The organism is Streptomyces chartreusis (genome assembly GCF_008704715.1).
Taxonomy (GTDB): Bacteria; Actinomycetota; Actinomycetes; order Streptomycetales; family Streptomycetaceae; genus Streptomyces; species Streptomyces chartreusis.
Map to the genome: position 1 here is coordinate 7,810,707 of NZ_CP023689.1, position 15,915 is coordinate 7,826,621.

The 15,915-nt window shown below is 71.3% G+C and carries 15 protein-coding genes; 5 read left to right on the forward strand and 10 right to left on the reverse strand.

Annotation, left to right across the window (positions count from 1 at the left end):
* Positions 1 to 25: 25 nt before the first annotated feature.
* Positions 26 to 631 carry a hypothetical protein gene (locus CP983_RS34510; protein ID WP_125526403.1) on the reverse strand — a complete coding sequence of 202 codons (606 nt, stop codon included), beginning with the start codon at positions 629 to 631 and terminating at the stop codon, positions 26 to 28.
* A gap of 231 nt (positions 632 to 862) precedes the next feature.
* On the opposite strand from CP983_RS34510, the gene CP983_RS34515 reads away from it, so the two are divergent.
* A complete protein-coding gene (locus tag CP983_RS34515; protein ID WP_150503966.1) occupies positions 863 to 3,661 on the forward strand; it encodes a penicillin acylase family protein in 2,799 nt (932 codons plus the stop codon).
* 22 nt (positions 3,662 to 3,683) lie between these two features.
* Here the strand turns inward: CP983_RS34515 and CP983_RS34520 are convergent, their stop codons facing one another.
* Both CP983_RS34520 and CP983_RS34525 read right to left on the reverse strand, forming a co-directional pair.
* Complete coding sequence (locus CP983_RS34520; RefSeq protein WP_150503968.1) at positions 3,684 to 5,012, reverse strand: serine-threonine protein kinase; 1,329 nt, start codon at positions 5,010 to 5,012, stop codon at positions 3,684 to 3,686.
* A gap of 97 nt (positions 5,013 to 5,109) precedes the next feature.
* Positions 5,110 to 6,342: an exo-beta-N-acetylmuramidase NamZ family protein gene (locus CP983_RS34525; protein ID WP_150503970.1), complete on the reverse strand. Its 1,233-nt coding sequence runs from the start codon at positions 6,340 to 6,342 to the stop codon at positions 5,110 to 5,112.
* Between the two features lie 164 nt (positions 6,343 to 6,506).
* Here CP983_RS34525 and CP983_RS34530 point away from each other — a divergent pair, with 164 nt between their 5' ends.
* The 3 genes from CP983_RS34530 to CP983_RS34540 are packed head-to-tail and all read left to right on the forward strand — an operon-like array spanning position 6,507 to position 9,590.
* On the forward strand, positions 6,507 to 7,280 hold the full coding sequence (locus CP983_RS34530; RefSeq protein WP_150503972.1) for an SDR family oxidoreductase: 774 nt from the start codon (positions 6,507 to 6,509) through the stop codon (positions 7,278 to 7,280).
* On the forward strand, positions 7,277 to 8,941 hold the full coding sequence (locus CP983_RS34535) for a class I adenylate-forming enzyme family protein (protein ID WP_150503974.1): 1,665 nt from the start codon (positions 7,277 to 7,279) through the stop codon (positions 8,939 to 8,941). The genes CP983_RS34530 and CP983_RS34535 overlap by 4 nt, the downstream gene beginning before the upstream one ends.
* A gap of 55 nt (positions 8,942 to 8,996) precedes the next feature.
* On the forward strand, positions 8,997 to 9,590 hold the full coding sequence (locus CP983_RS34540; RefSeq protein ID WP_150503976.1) for a TetR/AcrR family transcriptional regulator: 594 nt from the start codon (positions 8,997 to 8,999) through the stop codon (positions 9,588 to 9,590).
* Between the two features lie 17 nt (positions 9,591 to 9,607).
* On the opposite strand, the gene CP983_RS34545 is transcribed toward CP983_RS34540, so the two are convergent.
* The 3 genes from CP983_RS34545 to CP983_RS34555 form a co-directional block, all read right to left on the reverse strand.
* A complete protein-coding gene (locus tag CP983_RS34545; protein WP_150503978.1) occupies positions 9,608 to 10,822 on the reverse strand; it encodes an acyl-CoA dehydrogenase in 1,215 nt (404 codons plus the stop codon).
* Positions 10,823 to 10,828: 6 nt separating this feature from the next.
* The gene (locus tag CP983_RS34550) at positions 10,829 to 11,863 is read right to left on the reverse strand and encodes a phosphotransferase family protein (RefSeq protein ID WP_125526411.1); all 1,035 of its coding nucleotides are present in this window, start codon (positions 11,861 to 11,863) and stop codon (positions 10,829 to 10,831) included.
* A 176-nt stretch (positions 11,864 to 12,039) separates the two neighbouring features.
* Positions 12,040 to 12,336: a hypothetical protein gene (locus CP983_RS34555; protein WP_107909216.1), complete on the reverse strand. Its 297-nt coding sequence runs from the start codon at positions 12,334 to 12,336 to the stop codon at positions 12,040 to 12,042.
* Positions 12,337 to 12,448: 112 nt separating this feature from the next.
* Between CP983_RS34555 and CP983_RS34560 the strand changes: the two genes are divergently transcribed.
* Positions 12,449 to 13,435 carry an NADP-dependent oxidoreductase gene (locus tag CP983_RS34560; RefSeq protein ID WP_150503980.1) on the forward strand — a complete coding sequence of 329 codons (987 nt, stop codon included), beginning with the start codon at positions 12,449 to 12,451 and terminating at the stop codon, positions 13,433 to 13,435.
* Positions 13,436 to 13,584: 149 nt separating this feature from the next.
* On the opposite strand, the gene CP983_RS34565 is transcribed toward CP983_RS34560, so the two are convergent.
* The 4 genes from CP983_RS34565 to CP983_RS34580 form a co-directional block, all read right to left on the reverse strand.
* A complete protein-coding gene (locus CP983_RS34565) occupies positions 13,585 to 13,911 on the reverse strand; it encodes a DUF202 domain-containing protein (protein ID WP_107909218.1) in 327 nt (108 codons plus the stop codon).
* Positions 13,908 to 14,300, reverse strand: coding sequence for a YidH family protein (locus tag CP983_RS34570; RefSeq protein ID WP_107909219.1), 393 nt, complete (start codon positions 14,298 to 14,300; stop codon positions 13,908 to 13,910). Before CP983_RS34570 ends, CP983_RS34565 begins: the two co-directional genes overlap by 4 nt.
* Positions 14,301 to 14,363: 63 nt before the next feature.
* The gene (locus tag CP983_RS34575; protein WP_150503981.1) at positions 14,364 to 14,879 is read right to left on the reverse strand and encodes an NUDIX domain-containing protein; all 516 of its coding nucleotides are present in this window, start codon (positions 14,877 to 14,879) and stop codon (positions 14,364 to 14,366) included.
* 33 nt (positions 14,880 to 14,912) lie between these two features.
* The gene (locus tag CP983_RS34580; RefSeq protein ID WP_125526415.1) at positions 14,913 to 15,806 is read right to left on the reverse strand and encodes a DMT family transporter; all 894 of its coding nucleotides are present in this window, start codon (positions 15,804 to 15,806) and stop codon (positions 14,913 to 14,915) included.
* Positions 15,807 to 15,915 lie beyond the last annotated feature (109 nt).

Here is a 15,915-nt window from a genome sequence, read left to right on the forward strand (position 1 = left end):
GCATCCCCGGCGCACCCCCGTCGTACTAGGCGGACACCAGCAGCCGCCGTCCGCGCCTGGCCGCCGCCAGCGCCTCGGGCGTGAGAACCGGACGCGGCACCACGATCCCGCAGTCCGTGCAGACCGGGCCCGACGAGGGTTCATGGGCCAGGTCGTACTTCCAGATCAGCCGCCCCCCGCTGCACGCCGGGCACTCCGAGCCCGGTTCGCGCTCCAGCGCGGCGATCAGCCGGCGCAGCACCTCGCCCAGGGATTCCTGCGGGTGGACCCGGGGGTCGTCGCACCAGGCGACTCCGAAACCGCCCCAGGTCAGCCGGTGCCAGTCGTCCACGCTGCCCGGCCTGCGCAGTCCATCGTGCTTTTCCTTCTTGCGCCGCTCGGCGAACTCGACCTCGTAGGCCAGCCAGACCGAACGCGCCTCCTCCAGCTCCTCCAACGCGGCCACGAGCCGCGCCGGGTCGGGGGAGCGGTCCTCGGGACCGAATCCCGCCCGGGAGCACAAGTGGTCCCAGGTCGCCCTGTGCCCGTAAGGAGCGAACCGCTCCAGGCACTTACGCAGCGAGTAGCGCCGCAGCGCGAGATCGCACCGCGGATCGCGCACCTGTCTCGCCAGACTCCGGAAACCGGCCATCGCCCTGCACCTCCGTCACATCTGCACCTGTACTTCGGTCACTTCGGCGTTGCCGCACGGACTTCGTGCGACGTTGACGAATAGACGTATCGACAAGCGATTCGGCTCCATCCGATTTCCGACGGCCTCCAAAGCGAGTCCTGGTGACTCGAAAAGTGACGCATGTTCATCTTCAATCCCGGGGATACCGCCGGTAACACTCTCGGCCCACCCTCGTCGGTAGGAGCTGCCATGCCACGGCGTACCCCACGCACCGCGCCAGTCAGACTGAGAACTCCCGGCAGATCTCCCGGGTTCCTGAAGGCCGCATCCGTATGCGCGCTGATTGCCGGACTTTTGTCTCCTCTTTCCCCGGCGGCCGCGGCGCCCCAGGTCGCGGCGGCCGAGGCCACGGCCGCGAACGACCACTGCGGGAACCAGTGCGCCGACATCCTGCCGCCCGGCCAGAACGGCAACGCCACCCTCGCCCAGATCCTGCTCAACCAGGCCTTCGGCACCCAGCCCGAACACGCGGAGGACCAGCTCGGCCCCTACGCCAACCTGGCCAAGGGCTACTCCGGCCTCACCAACGCGACGATTCTCAACTTCTTCAACGACGCCTCGTTCGGCGTCCCGTCCGATCAAGTCGCCTCCACCGTCAGTCCCGCAGGGCGCGGCGATGTGACGATCGTCCGCGACAAGAAGACGGGCGTGCCGCACATCACCGGTACCACCAGATACGGCACGGAGTTCGGTGCGGGCTATGCCGCGGCCCAGGACCGGCTGTGGCTGATGGACGTATTCCGCCACGTCGGACGCGGCGGGCTCACCTCCTTCGCGGGCGGCGCACCCTCCAACCAGGGCCTGGAGCAGCAGTTCTGGCGCAACGCGCCCTACACCGAGGCCGATCTCCAGGCGCAGATCGACAACGCCGTCGCCTCCAACGGCGAACGCGGACAGCTGGCCCTCGCCGACGCCAAGGCCTACCTCGACGGCATCAACGCCTACATCGACGCCTCCGACAGCGGCCGCTACTTCCCCGGCGAGTACGTCCTGACCGGCCACAAGGACTCCGTCACCAACGCCGGCACCATCGAGCACTTCAAGGTGACCGACCTGGTCGCGCTCGGCTCGGTGATCGGCGCCCTGTTCGGCTCCGGGGGCGGCGGCGAGGTCAACAACGCGCTCTCCCTGCTCGCCGCCCAGGAGAAGTACGGCGTGACCGAGGGCACCAAGTTGTGGGAGTCGTTCCGCGAGCGCAACGACCCCGAGGCCGTCGTCACCGTCCACGACGAGAGCTTCCCGTACGCCACCAAACCCGCCGACCCGCAGGGCGAGGCCCTGCCCGACGCCGGCTCGGTCAACGAGGAACAACTGGTCTACGACCGCACGGGCAGCGCGTCCGGCGCGGCGGCGTCCGGCGCCACGACCACGGCCGCCCGGACGGCGATGACCTCGGCGAAGCGGGGCATGTCCAACGCCCTCGTGGTCGGCGGCGAGCACACCGCGAGCGGCCACCCGGTCGCCGTCTTCGGACCGCAGACCGGCTACTTCGCACCCCAGCTGCTGCTCCTCCAGGAGATACAGGGACCCGGCATCAGCGCCCGCGGCGCCTCCTTCGCCGGCCTGAGCATGTACGTCGAGCTCGGCCGCGGCCAGGACTACTCGTGGAGCGCCACCACCTCCGGCCAGGACATCATCGACACCTACGCCGTCGAGCTGTGCCAGGACGACTACCACTACCTGTACCGAGGCACCTGCACGGCGATGGAGAAGATCGAGCAGAAGAACGCCTGGAAGCCCACGACCGCCGACAGCACCCCCGCCGGCTCGTACACGATGCGCGTGTGGCGCACGAAGTACGGTCCCGTCACCCACCGCGCGACCGTCGGCGGCAAGAAGGTCGCCTACACCACCCTGCGCTCCTCCTACATGCACGAGGCCGACTCCATCATCGGCTTCCAGATGCTGAACGACCCCGACTACGTCAAGGGCCCCGAGGACTTCCAGAAGGCGGCGCAGCACATCAACTACACCTTCAACTGGTTCTACGCCGACTCCGAGCACACCGCCTACTACAACAGCGGCGACAACCCGGTCCGCGCGAGTGGCGTCGACGCGGAGTTCCCGGTGTGGGCGCAGCCGGCGTACGAGTGGCGCGGCTGGAACCCGGTGACGAACACGGCGACCTACACCCCGCCGTCCGAGCACCCCAACTCCATCGACCAGGACTACTACGTCTCCTGGAACAACAAGCAGGCCAAGGACTACACGACCGCGTCCTGGGGCGACGGCTCGGTGCACCGCGGCAACCTGCTGGAGAACCGGGTGAGGAAGCTGGTCACCGCGGGCGGCGTGACCCGCGCCTCGCTGGTGAAGGCGATGGCCGACGCGGCCCTCGCCGACCTGCGCGCCGAGGACGTCCTGCCCGACCTGCTCAAGGTCGTGGGCAGCTCCCCGGTGACCGACACCACGGCGGCCGCGGCCGTGAGCAAGCTCCGGACGTGGCTGTCGGCAGGCGGCAGGCGCACCGAGACGTCCGCCGGTTCGAAGAAGTACGCCGACGCCGACGCGATCCGCATCCTGGACGCCTGGTGGCCGCTGCTGGTGAAGGCCGAGTTCGAACCGGGCCTCGGCAGCGAGCTGTACACGGCGATGACCGGCAACCTGCCCGTCGACGAGGCCCCGTCGGCCGGGCACGGCCCGACCGGCTCGCACGCCGGCAGCTCCTTCCAGTACGGCTGGTGGAGCTACGTCGACAAGGACATCAGGGCCGTGCTCGGTGAGTCCGTACAGGGCCCGCTCGACCGGAAGTACTGCGGCGGCGGCAGCCTCAGTGCCTGCCGGGACCTGCTGATCAGCACCCTGAAGACGGCCGCCGGCCGGACCGCGGCCCAGGTCTACCCGGGCGACGACCAGTGCTCGGCGGGCGACCAGTGGTGCGCCGACTCGATCGTCCAGCGCACCCTGGGCGGCATCAAGCACGGCAGGATCAGCTGGCAGAACCGGCCTACGTATCAGCAGGTCGTGGAGTTCACGTCACACAGGTGACGGTGGGCGGCCGGCGGCGGGGTCAGCGGATGCGCCCCGCCGCCAGCACCAGCCGCGCCAGCTCGGGATGCACGATGTCGCAGTGCGCCCCCGCGGGCGGCCCGCCCCGCCGGACCACCGCCGCCGCGTCGACGTTCACGCACCCCGACGCCGGCAGCTTCGCCCGCAGCGCGCCGACCAGGTCGTACGACTTCGTACCCGGCACCGCCTGGACCCCGTCGTGCCCCATCGCACCCCACTTGGCCCCCAGCATCCGGCCGATGTCCGGCGCCGCGATCCCGCGCGCGTCCCCGGCCATCCGGGAGGCCAGCGGGTACATCGTGGACAGGGCCGAGTCGTGCCGTGAGTGGCAGCACACCAGCGGCCCGTCGATCCGGTTGTGCTGGCCCTCCAGCACCCCGCCCGCCCGGGCGTCGTGCGGCAGCCGGGACGCGAACGCGTAGTGCGAGAAGGCGCCTTGGAGCAGCGTCACCGACTTCACCGACCGCACGCCCTCGGGCAGCCCGCGCAGCGCGAACGACACCAGCCGCGCGCCGAAGCTGTGCCCGACGAGGTGCACCCGCAGCTCGGGCGAGCGGGCGGCGAGCTGCCCGACGATCCGGCCGAGTCCGCGCTCGCCGACGGTCCCCGCGCGCCGCTTCATCGCGTAGTACGTCGCCTGCCGCAGCAGCTCGTGCGCGCCCTCCCACGGGTTCGGCAACGAGAAGGACGCCACGCTCTCCGGCGCCGGGTCCGGGGCCTCGAGATGCGTCAGTGCCTGCGCGAAGTCCTCGCAGACCGCCGCCGTGGAGTCCGCGAAGAGGTCCGGCGAGTCCTGCGGCACCCCCTCGCACAGCGTGTCCGCCGCGAACAGCGCCTGCGGCCCCGGCGGCACGACGTCCACCAGCAGCCGCACGAGGCGCCCGAACTCCGCCAACTCGGCCTCCTCGCGCGGCTGCTGGTCCAGCATCCGCGCGATCTGCTCGATCACGGTCGCCCGCCCCGGGAACGTCTCCAGCAGGGCGTGCCGGGTGTCCTTGTCGAGCGCCGGCCGGCGCGGCATCTCGGCCGCCACGGCCCGCGGGAAGTCCGGGATCGGCTCGTCCGAGAACCGCATCGAAGGCCAGACCACCCCGACGTACCCGACCCTCGCCTCGGGCACGAGCCCCGGGATCGGCGCGAAGAAGGCGTCGTAGAGCCGCGTCGCGCCGGAGCGGTCGCTGTTCCAGCCGTGCGCGAAGACGATCAGATCACGGACGCCGTGCCGCGCCACCCCGGCGAGCAGCCGGTCCCGGCGGCCCGCGTCCGGGTCCCCGTCCGCGTCGAAGGTCAGCTCCCAGTACGGACTCACGCCCACTGCCGGTTCCGCCATGACAGGCCCCCTCGTCCCCCGTGACAGTGCGATACGGGCGCATCGTCCTGCCGGCGGGCGGGAATGGCCATACGTCGGCACCCCATCCGTGGACCGCTCATGTGTACAGCAGGTACTCCCGACGGGTCCGGCGGAACGCCGACAGCTCCTGCTGCCAGTCCGCGACCACCTCGTCGGCGCTCGCGCCCGCGTCGATCAGCGTCCGCACCCGGGTGTTGCCGGTGAGCTTGTCGATCCAGTTGTCCGGGCGCCAGGCGAACCCGCTCCACACCTTCTTGGCGGTCACCAGCAGGGCGATTCCGGTGCGGACGGGGTCGTAGGCGGCGCGGTCGTGGATGTGGATCTGCACCCCGCCGACGGTCTTGCCCTGGAACTTCGAGAACGTCGGCGCGAAGTACGCCTCCCTGAAATGCACACCGGGCAGCCCGAGTGCCTCCGCCGCCTCGGCCCAGCGCCGGTCGATGCCCTCCGCGCCGAGCAGTTCGAAGGGCCGGGTGGTGCCGCGGCCCTCGGAAAGGTTCGTGCCCTCGAAGAGACAGGTGCCCGAGTACACCAGGGCCGTGTCCGGAGTGGGCATGTTCGGGCTCGGCGGCACCCAGGGCAGACCCCAGGCGTCGTAGAACGAGGACCGCTTCCAGCCGGACATCCGTACGGTCTCCAGGGGGACCGGGGTGGTCAGGAACTCCCCGTTGAACAGTCGCGCCAGCTCGGCGACCGTCATGCCGTGCGCCTGCGAGACGGGCCTGCGGCCGACGAAGGTGGAGAACTCCATGTGCAGGACCGGACCCTGCGCGGCGCGGCCGGTCACGGGGTTCGGCCGGTCCAGCACGACGAAGCGCTTGCCGGCGAGTGCGGCTGCCTCCATGCAGTCGAAGAGGGTCCAGATGTAGGTGTAGAAGCGGGCGCCCGCGTCCTGGATGTCGAAGACGACCGTGTCGACGCCGGAGGCGGTGAAGATGTCCGCGAGCGGCTGACCGCTCTTGAGGTACGTGTCGTACACGGGGAGGCCGGTCGCCGGGTCGTCGTAGCGGCCCTCCGAGCCGCCGGCCTGGGCGGTGCCGCGGAAGCCGTGCTCGGGGCCGAAGACGGCCCGCAGGTTCACCCTTTCGTCGGCGTGCATGACGTCCACGATGTGACGGACGGTCCTGGTGACGCCGGTGGGGTTGGTGACGATCCCGACCTTTTGGCCTTCCAGGACCGAGTATCCGTCGGCCGCGAGGCGCTCGAAGCCGGTCCGCAGGCGGCCGGTGCGTTCGGCTGCCGCCGCTGCCGAAGGGAGGGATGCTGCTGCCGTGGTCGCTGCGAGGAGAGCTCGTCTGGATAGGCGCATGGGGGGCACGGTATTGCTCCCGCAGGTTGTGGGGAAGGTGCGGGTACGTCGTGGCTTGTCGCGCAGTTCCCCGCGCCCCTGAGCGGTGTTGCAGTCGCCCTTCCCTGGCACATACCGACCGGTTAGTCTGACGATCGCAGGAGAGCCGCAGCCGAAGGAGACCGATGGTGGAAGCCGTGCAGGGTGCCGGAGTCGTCGTTACCGGGGCTGGGGGTGGCATCGGCGCGGCGCTTGCCCGGCGGTTCGCCGCCGAAGGGGCTCGTGTCGTCGTCAATGACCTCGACGCCGCGAAGGCCGGGGCCGTCGCCGAGGAGATCGGCGGCATCGCGGTTCCCGGCGACGCCTCCGCGGTGGTCGCCGACGCCAGGGACGCGCTCGGCGGTGCCGTCGACGTCTACTGCGCCAACGCCGGTGTCGCCTTCGGCGGGCCCGAGCTCGACGACCTCGCGGACGAGAAGTCCTGGTCGGCGTCCTGGGACGTCAATGTCATGGCCCACGTCCGTGCCGCCCACGCCCTGCTTCCCGAGTGGCTGGAGCGCGGCAGCGGACGGTTCGTCTCCACGGTCTCTGCCGCCGGCCTGCTCACCATGATCGGCGCCGCGCCCTACGCCGTCACCAAGCACGGCGCCTACGCCTTCGCCGAGTACCTGTCGCTGACCTACCGCCACCGCGGGATCAAGGTGCACGCCATCTGTCCGCAGGGGGTGCGCACCGACATGCTGGACGCCACCGGCAGCGCGGGCGACCTGGTGCTCAAGCCCACCGCCATCGCGCCCGAGGACGTGGCGGACGCCCTGTTCAAGGGCATGGAGGAGGACCGCTTCCTGATCCTGCCGCACCCCGAGGTCGCCGGGTTCTACGAGGCGCGGGCAGGCGACCCCGACCGCTGGCTGGCCGGCATGAACCACATCCAGCGGAAGTGGGAGGAGACCCTGTGACCGACTCCCGCTACACCGCGAAGCCCTGGCTGGCGCTGCTCAGCGACACCCAGCGCGCCCCCATAACCCCTGACGACTCCCTGGTGCACGCTCTGCGCCGGGTCGCCGACCGGCACCCCGACCGCCCCTTCCTCGCCTACTTCGACGGCCGTCTGACCTACCGCGAGGTCGACGAGCTCAGCGACTCCGTCGCCGGGCACCTCGCCGCGCGCGGCCTGGAGCGCGGGGAGCGGGTCGCTGTCCTGCTCCAGAACTCCCCGCACTTCGTGCTCGCCGTGCTCGGTGCCTGGAAGGCCGGGGCGGTCGTCGTGCCCGTCAACCCGATGTACAAGTCGGGGGAGGTCACCCACGTCCTGCGGGACGGCGAGGTGGCCGCGCTGATCTGCTCCGACCGGGCCTGGGAGTCGTATCTGCGCGAGACGGCGGCCGACTCGCCCGTGCGGATCGTGCTCACCGGGTGCGAGCTGGACCTCCAGACCCGCGGTGACGCACGCGTGCTGACCTTCGAACGGCTCCCGCAGGCCGGCGACGCCGACGACCTCGTGGCGATCGCGCGCGGTGGGCACAAGGCGCCGGACGGCCGCGACCCCGGCCCCTCTGACATAGCGCTGATCAGCTACACCTCGGGCACCAGCGGCACGCCCAAGGGCGCCACCAACACGCACGGCAACATCATGTACAACGCCGAGCGGCAGCGCACCGGCCTCGCGCTGCCCGAGGCGCCCGTCTACTTCGCGATGGCGCCGCTGTTCCACATCACCGGGATGGTCGCCCAGTTCGCCGCCTGCCTCAACAGCGCCGGACTGCTCGTGCTGGCGTACCGCTTCGAGGCGGGCGTCGTGCTCGACGCGTTCGCCGAGCACGGGCCGCACTACACCGTCGGCCCCTCGACGGCCTTCATGGCGCTGGCCGCCCACCCGGACGTCCGCCGCGAGCACTTCGCGTCCTTCGTCAACATCTCCTCCGGCGGCGCCCCGCTGCCGCCCGCCCTGGTGGAGAAGTTCCGGGCCGGCTTCGGGCCGTACATCCGCAACGGCTACGGCCTCACCGAGTGCACCGCCCCCTGCGCCGCCGTGCCGCCCGGCCTGGAGGCCCCCGTCGACCCGGCCTCCGGGACGCTGGCCGTGGGCGTGCCGGGGCCCGAGACGGTCGTACGGATCGTCGACGACCTGGGCGAGGAGGTGCCGTTCGGCGAGCAGGGCGAGATCGTCGTGCGGGGGCCGCAGGTCGTCCCCGGCTACTGGCGGCGCCCCGACGCCACCGCCGAGACCTTCCCGGACGGCGAGCTGCGCACCGGCGACATCGGCTTCATGGACGCCGAGGGCTGGCTGTACGTCGTCGACCGCAAGAAGGACATGATCAACGCGTCCGGCTTCAAGGTCTGGCCGCGCGAGGTCGAGGACGTGCTCTACACGCACCCGGCGGTGCGCGAGGCGGCCGTCGTCGGCGTACCCGACGGATACCGCGGAGAGACCGTCAAGGCGTACATCAGCCTCCGTCCGGGTGCCGAAGCGGACCCCGACGCACTCGCCGCGTACTGCCGGGAGAGACTGGCGGCCTACAAATACCCGCGGCAGGTGGAGGTCCTGCCCGACTTGCCCAAGACGGCAAGTGGGAAGATCCTCCGTCGGGAACTTCGTTCCCGCGCGAACGACGGCTAGACAGCGGTCGGCACCACGGCAAGCGGAACATCTCGGAAGGGCAGGTGGCGGCACAGTGGCCAGGACGACGGACGGAGACGGTACGCCCGTCCCGCAGCGGCTGCTCGCCGCCGCCACCCGGCTCTTCGCCGAGCAGGGCTACGACCGCACCTCGGTGCAGGAGATCGTCGAGGCGGCCGGCGTCACCAAGGGTGCGCTGTACCACTACTTCGGCTCCAAGGACGACCTCCTGCACGAGGTGTACGCGCGCGTGCTGCGCGTCCAGCAGGAGCGGCTCGACTCCTTCGCGGACGCCGACGAGCCGGTCGAGAAGCGGTTGCGGGGCGCGGCGGCGGACGTCGTGGTGACGACCATCGACAACCTCGACGACGCGATGATCTTCTTCCGCTCGATGCACCACCTGAGCCCGGAGAAGAACAAGCAGGTGCGCGCCGAGCGCCGGCGCTACCACGAACGCTTCCGTGCGCTCATCGAGGAGGGCCAGGAAGCGGGCGTCTTCTCGAGGGCGACCCCGGCCGACCTGGTGGTCGACTACCACTTCGGCTCCGTCCACCACCTGTCGACCTGGTACCGCCCCGACGGCCCGATGAGCCCCCAGCAGCTCGCCGACCACCTGGCCGACCTGCTGCTGAGGGCCCTGCGGCCCTAGCGCACGGGTACCTCAGCTCACAGGTACTTCTTCAGCTCCCGCCGCGCCAGTGACCGCTGGTGGACCTCGTCCGGTCCGTCGGCGATCATCAGCGTGCGCGCCCCGGCGTACAGCTCCGCCAGCGGGAAGTCCTGGCTGACGCCGCCCGCGCCGTGCAGCTGGATCGCGCGGTCGATGATGTCGACGACCGCGCGCGGGGTGGCGATCTTGATGGCCTGGATCTCGGTGTGGGCGCCTCGGTTGCCGACGGTGTCCATCAGCCAGGCCGTCTTCAGCACCAGCAGGCGCAGCTGCTCCACGGTCACCCGCGCGTCGGCGATCCAGTTGTGCACCACGCCCTGCTGGGCCAGCGCCTTGCCGAACGCCGTGCGGGAGACCGCCCGGCGACACATCAGCTCGATCGCCCGCTCGGCCATGCCGATCAGCCGCATGCAGTGGTGGATGCGGCCGGGGCCGAGCCGGGCCTGGGCGATGGCGAAGCCGCCGCCCTCCTCGCCGATCAGGTTCGTCACCGGCACGCGCGCGTGGTCGAAGATCACCTCGGCGTGGCCGCCGTGGGAGTGGTCCTCGTAGCCGAATACCTGCATGGCGCGCTTGATCGTGACGCCCGGGGTGTCGCGGGGGACCAGGACCATGGACTGCTGACGGCGGATGTCCTCGCCGTCCGGGTCCGTCTTGCCCATCACGATGAGGATCTTGCAGTCCGGGTTCATCGCCCCGGAGATGTACCACTTGCGGCCCGTGATGACGTACTCGTCGCCGTCCCGCTCGATGAGCGTGGTGATGTTGGTGGCGTCCGAGGAGGCCACCTCCGGCTCGGTCATCGCGAAGGCCGAGCGGATCTCACCGGCGAGGAGCGGCTCCAGCCACTGCTTCTTCTGCTGCTCGTCGCCGAACTGGGAGAGCACCTCCATGTTCCCGGTGTCGGGCGCCGCGCAGTTCGTGGCCGTCGGTGCCAGGTGCGGGGAACGGCCGGTGATCTCGGCCAGCGGGGCGTACTGGAGGTTGGTGAGACCGGCGCCGTACTCGGCGTCGGGCAGGAAGAGGTTCCACAGGCCCTGCCTGCGGGCCTCGGCCTTGAGCTCCTCCACCACGGCCGGGGTGTCCCAGGGGGAGGCCAGCTCGGCCCGCTGCTCCTCCGCGACCGCCTCGGCCGGATAGACGTGCTCGTCCATGAAGGCCAGCAGCTTGGCGCGCAGTTCCTCGGTGCGTGCGTCGAACGCGAAGTCCATGTCCCGTCAGCCTTCCTGGATGCCTTCTTGAAGAGTGGTCAGGCCGTGCTCGATGAAGACCGGGACCAGGTCGCCGATGCGGTCGAAGCCGCGGCCGACCGTCTGGCCCAGCGTGTAGCGGTAATGGATGCCCTCCAGGATCACGGCGAGCTTGAACCAGGCGAACGCCGTGTACCAGGAGACCGCGGAGACGTCGCGCCCCGAGCGCTCGGCGTACCGCTGGATCAGCTCGGCGGGGGAGGGGTGTCCGGGCGCCTCGGCGGTCGTGGAGACCGGGGAGTGCGTCATGCCCAGCGGCATGCTGTACATCACCAGCAGGCCGAGGTCGGTCAGCGGGTCGCCGAGCGTCGACATCTCCCAGTCGAGGATCGCCTTGATCCGGTCGTCCTCGCCGATCAGGACGTTGTCGAGGCGGTAGTCGCCGTGGATCACCGTCGCCGTGGGGGAGGAGGGAAGCTGCCGGCCCAGCGTGGCGTGCAGCTCGTCGATGCCGGCCAGCTCACGGTTGCGGGAGGCGTCCAGCTGCTTGCCCCAGCGGCGCAGCTGGCGGTCCAGGAAACCCTCGGGGCGGCCGAAGTCCTCAAGTCCCACCGACGCCGGGTCCACCGCGTGCAGCTCGACGAGGGTGTCCACCAGCGACAGCACCGCGCCCCTGGTGCGCTCGGGGCCGAGCGGGGCCAGCTGGTCGGCGGTGCGGTACGGGGTGCCCTCGACGAACTCCATGACGTAGAACGGCGCGCCGAGCACCTCCTCGTCCTCGCACAGCAGCACCGGCCGCGGCACCGGCACGTCCGTCGGGTACAGGGCGCTGATGACCCGGTGCTCGCGCTTCATGTCGTGCGCTGTGGCGAGGACATGGCCGAGCGGGGGGCGTCGTACGACCCAGTTCGAGGCACCGTCGGAGACCGCGTAGGTGAGATTGGACCGTCCACCCTCGATCAGCCGGCCGGTCAGCGGACCGTGCGCCAGACCGGGCCGCTCGCGCTCGAGCAGGCCGCGCAGCCGGTCCAGGTCGAGGCCGGGCGGATGGTCGGGGCTCATACGTGGCTCCTAAAGGCAGGTGAACGCGACCTGACTCATGATGCCGACCAGTCGGTATGTCGTCCAGTACGGGAGCCGAACGTGATCGGGGCCACGATAGGCCGACAGCTCCCCGCGCCGGGCGCCGGGGAGCTGTCGTTGGGGAGCTTTTTGGACTCGGTGGGGTGCCTGTGACCTCAGTGGTCGTCCCAGTGGCCGTCGTGCGCGGCGTGCCGGTGGCCGTCGTGGAGGTAGTCGACGTGGTCGCCGTGCAGCACGCTCTCGTGCCCGCAGTCGGCGCCGTGCCGGTGGGTGTGGCCCTCGTGTGCGTTGTGGCCGTCCGTCTCGCACTCGTCCCAGTGCCCGGCGTGCTCGCGGTGCAGATGGCCGTCGTGCGCGTAGTCGGTGTGGTCGCCGTGCGGCACCGCGGTGTGCCCGCAGGAGGGGCCGTGGGCGTGCGCGTGGGAGCGGTGTTCCGTATGGAGGGTGGTCATGGTGCTCACCTTCGGAGGAGCGGGTGATGACGTCGGACAGGCTGCCACGCGAACGCCGCATATCGGGCTATTCGGCTTGCGTGGCGTCCGGTCACCCCGGAGGGTCGAAGCCATGAAGGGGATCAGCTACTCACGCTACGGCGGGCCCGAGACGCTCGCACACGGAGATGTGCGCGACCCGCGGGTCGGGCCCGACTCCGTGCTGGTGAAGGTGCGGGCGGCGGCGGTCAACCCGGTCGACTGGAAGTGCCGCGAGGGCTACCTGGACGGGCTGATCGAACCGGTCTTCCCGGTGGTCCCGGGGTGGGACGTCGCGGGCGTCGTGGTCCAGCCCGGCGCGTCCGTCACGGAGTTCGCCGTCGGAGACGAGGTCATCGGATACGTCCGAGAGGACTTCCTGTCCCGGGGCACCTTCGCCGAGTACGTAGCCGCTCCCGTACGCACCCTCGCCCGCAAGCCCCGCAACCTCACCTGGGAGGCCGCGGCCGGGCTGCCCCTGGTGGGGCTTACGGCGTACCAGGTCCTGACCGGGGTGCTCCAGGTCAAGCGGGACGAGACCGTCCTGGTGCACGCCGCGGCGGGCGGGGTCGGCTCGATCGCCGTCCAGCTGGCCCGCCATCTGGGTGCCCGGGTGATCGGCACGGCGAGCGAGCACAACCACGACTTCGTCCGTGGCCTCGGCGGTGAGCCCGTGGCGTACGGCGACGGTCTGATGGAACGCGTGCGGGGGCTGGCTCCCGAGGGCGTGAACGTCGCCTTCGACACGGTCGGCGGCGACGCGCTGAAGGCGTCCGCCAATCTGCTGGCCCCCGAGGGCCGCCTGGTGTCGATCGCCGACCCGGACGTCGTGGACTACGGCGGCCGCTACTACTTCGTGCGCCCCGACGCCGGGGACCTGCTGCGGCTGTCCGAGCTGGCGGAGCAGGGCGTGGTGAGCGTCCATGTCTCCGAGACGTTTCCGCTGGAGCGGGCGGCCGATGCCCACCGGCTGAACCAGGAGGGCCGCACCCGGGGCAAGATCGTGGTCACCGTGGACTGGGACACGGAGGAGGCGTCGGCGCCGGACGGGCTGTGGCAGGAGCGCGAGCAGGCGGAATAGCGGGCGAGCGGTCGGGGCGGGGGCTCTCGGTTCAGCGGCGACGCCCCGCAGGCGGCCAGGGTCACCGAGGGTTGGGACAGGGGAAGCGACGGCGCTGTACGGGCTGTGGCACGAGCCCGGGCGGACGGGGCGCCGGCGTCGCGGTGCCCTCAGAACAGCAGCGCCGCCCCGCACGCGGCCAGGGCCACCGTGATCAGTACGGTCGCCGTGGCGTGCCGGGGAGCCAGCGCGGCCGGCCGGGGCGACGAGGAGAGGTCGCGGATGCGCCGGTGCGCGAGTGCCAGGAAGCCCAGCCACAGCCCGCAGCACAGGGCGCTGACGAGGCCCCCGGCCACCGAGACCCCGCCGTGCAGCGCGGTCTTCATCGCGAGCACGGCGGCGACGGTGCCGGCCAGCGTCGTACGGCGCCACGCGAGGCGTGTTCGCTCGGGCTGGAGTCCCGGGTCCCGGACGGGCTCCGCCGCGGAGGCGCTCATCCCTCCCACCCGACGAGCACGACGACCACCATCGCCACCGCCACGACCGCGACCACCAGGCTCAGCACCGCCGGGAACCGCGACACCGGCAGGTCCTCGCCCCGGCGCATCGCCCGCTCGCAGCGCACCCAGTGATTGACCGCGCGCAGCGAGCACAGCACGCCGGCCGCGAGCAGCGCGAGCGCCAGGCCGACGCGCCAGCCCCAGCGCAGGTCCGGCAGGAACTGGTCGACGGCGAAGCCGCCGCCGATGAGGGCGAGCGCGGTGCGCAGCCAGGCCAGGAAGGTGCGCTCGTTCGCCAGCGAGAATCGGTAGTCGGGGGTGCCGCCTTCCTGGCGCACCTCCTGCGGCGCGAACCACAGCCGGACGTTTCGCACGAACTCGCTCACATGCCCGACCCTATCCGGGCGCTCCGCCGGGGGCTTCGCCGGATCCGCCCGCCGGGGGTCGGCTCAGCGGGCCGCCCGCAGGGCCTTGAGCCGCTCGTAGGCGGCCAGCCCGTCCGGCACCCACGGCCAGTCCGTGAGTCGCCGCTCCACCTCGTCCTCGGGCAGGAAGTCGTACCAGGCGACCTCCTCCACCTGAGGGTTCACCGGCAGCTCGCAGCGCACCTCGTACACCGCCGACCACCAGGTCTGCCCGGCACCGTTGTCGTACAGGAACTTGAAGAGCAGTGTCGGCCGGGGCAGCCCGTTCACCCCGAGTTCCTCCTCGGCCTCGCGCAGGGCGGCCTCGTCGTACGACTCGCCCGCGCCGACCACCCCGCCCACGAACATGTCGTACCGCGAGGGGAACACCAGCTTGGTGGGGGTGCGGCGGTGCACGAAGAGGCGGCCCTCCGCGTCCCGTGCCTCGATGAAGACGCAGCGGTGGCGCAGCCCCTTGGCGTAGGCCTCGCCGCGCGGGGACCGTCCGATGACCCGGTCCTGTTCGTCGACGATGTCGAGGATCTCGTCAGCAGAGCTCATGGGGCCATCCAAGCAGGGGCGGCCCGGACGCGTTCAGGGCGTCTGCAGAGCCGGCGTGCGCTTCGGCTGGATGACTCCGGACGGCATCGCCCTGTGCGTGCCGAGCATGATGATGCCGACCACGATCCCGGCGAGTCCGGCCGCCTCCCAGGCCAGCGCGCCCGCGTCGGTGCGCAGCCGGTCGCCGAGGAAGCCGACGCCGCAGAGGATGCCGGCCAGCGGCTGGGCGGCGGTCAGGGCGGGCAGGGACATGCGCAGGGAGGCCGTCTCGAAGGCGCTCTGCACCAGGATCAGGCCGGTCAGACCGAGCGCCACCACGGCGTACGGCTGCCAGCCGGTGAGGACCTCGGCCATGCCGCCCTCGGCGAACCGCTCGCCGGTCACCCGGGTCAGGGCGTCCTGCACGCCGTAGAGGAGACCGGCCGCGGTCGCCAGCAGTGCGGGGCCCGAGCTGAGCCGGGAGCGCTTGGCGTAGGCGGTGAGCAGCAGGGCCACGCCGACCATGAGGCCGATGATCAGCCAGTGCCGCATGGGGTCGCTGGTGGCTGTGCCGCCGGTCGGCTGGCCGGCCACGATGAAGGCCGTCACACCGCCCGCGAGCAGCGCGAGGCCGGTCCAGCCCTGGCGTCCGAGGGGCTGCTTGGTCTGGCGGCGGGAGAGCATCAGCGCGAACAGCAGGTTCGTCGCGAGCAGGGGTTCCACCAGGGAGATCTCGCCCTGGCCCAGCGCCATCGCGCCCAGGGCCATGCCGACCACCATCAGGCCGATGCCGCCGAGCCAGCGCGGCACCTTCATCAGGTCCAACAGGATCCGCGGCGAGAGGAAGTCGCTGAGCGGAGCCTTCTGGGCCGCGTTCTGCTGGAGGACGAAACCGAATCCAAGACAGCATGCGGCGGTCACGGCGAGTATCAGGATCTGGAGCGACACGCTGCGTACCTCGAATCCTGCCGGGCTGGGACGGGGTGCGTTAAGGGCCGACTGTAGCGGCCCCTGGCCCGGCGTGCGCGTTCCACCATCGTGCGATGCCCAAACGGAC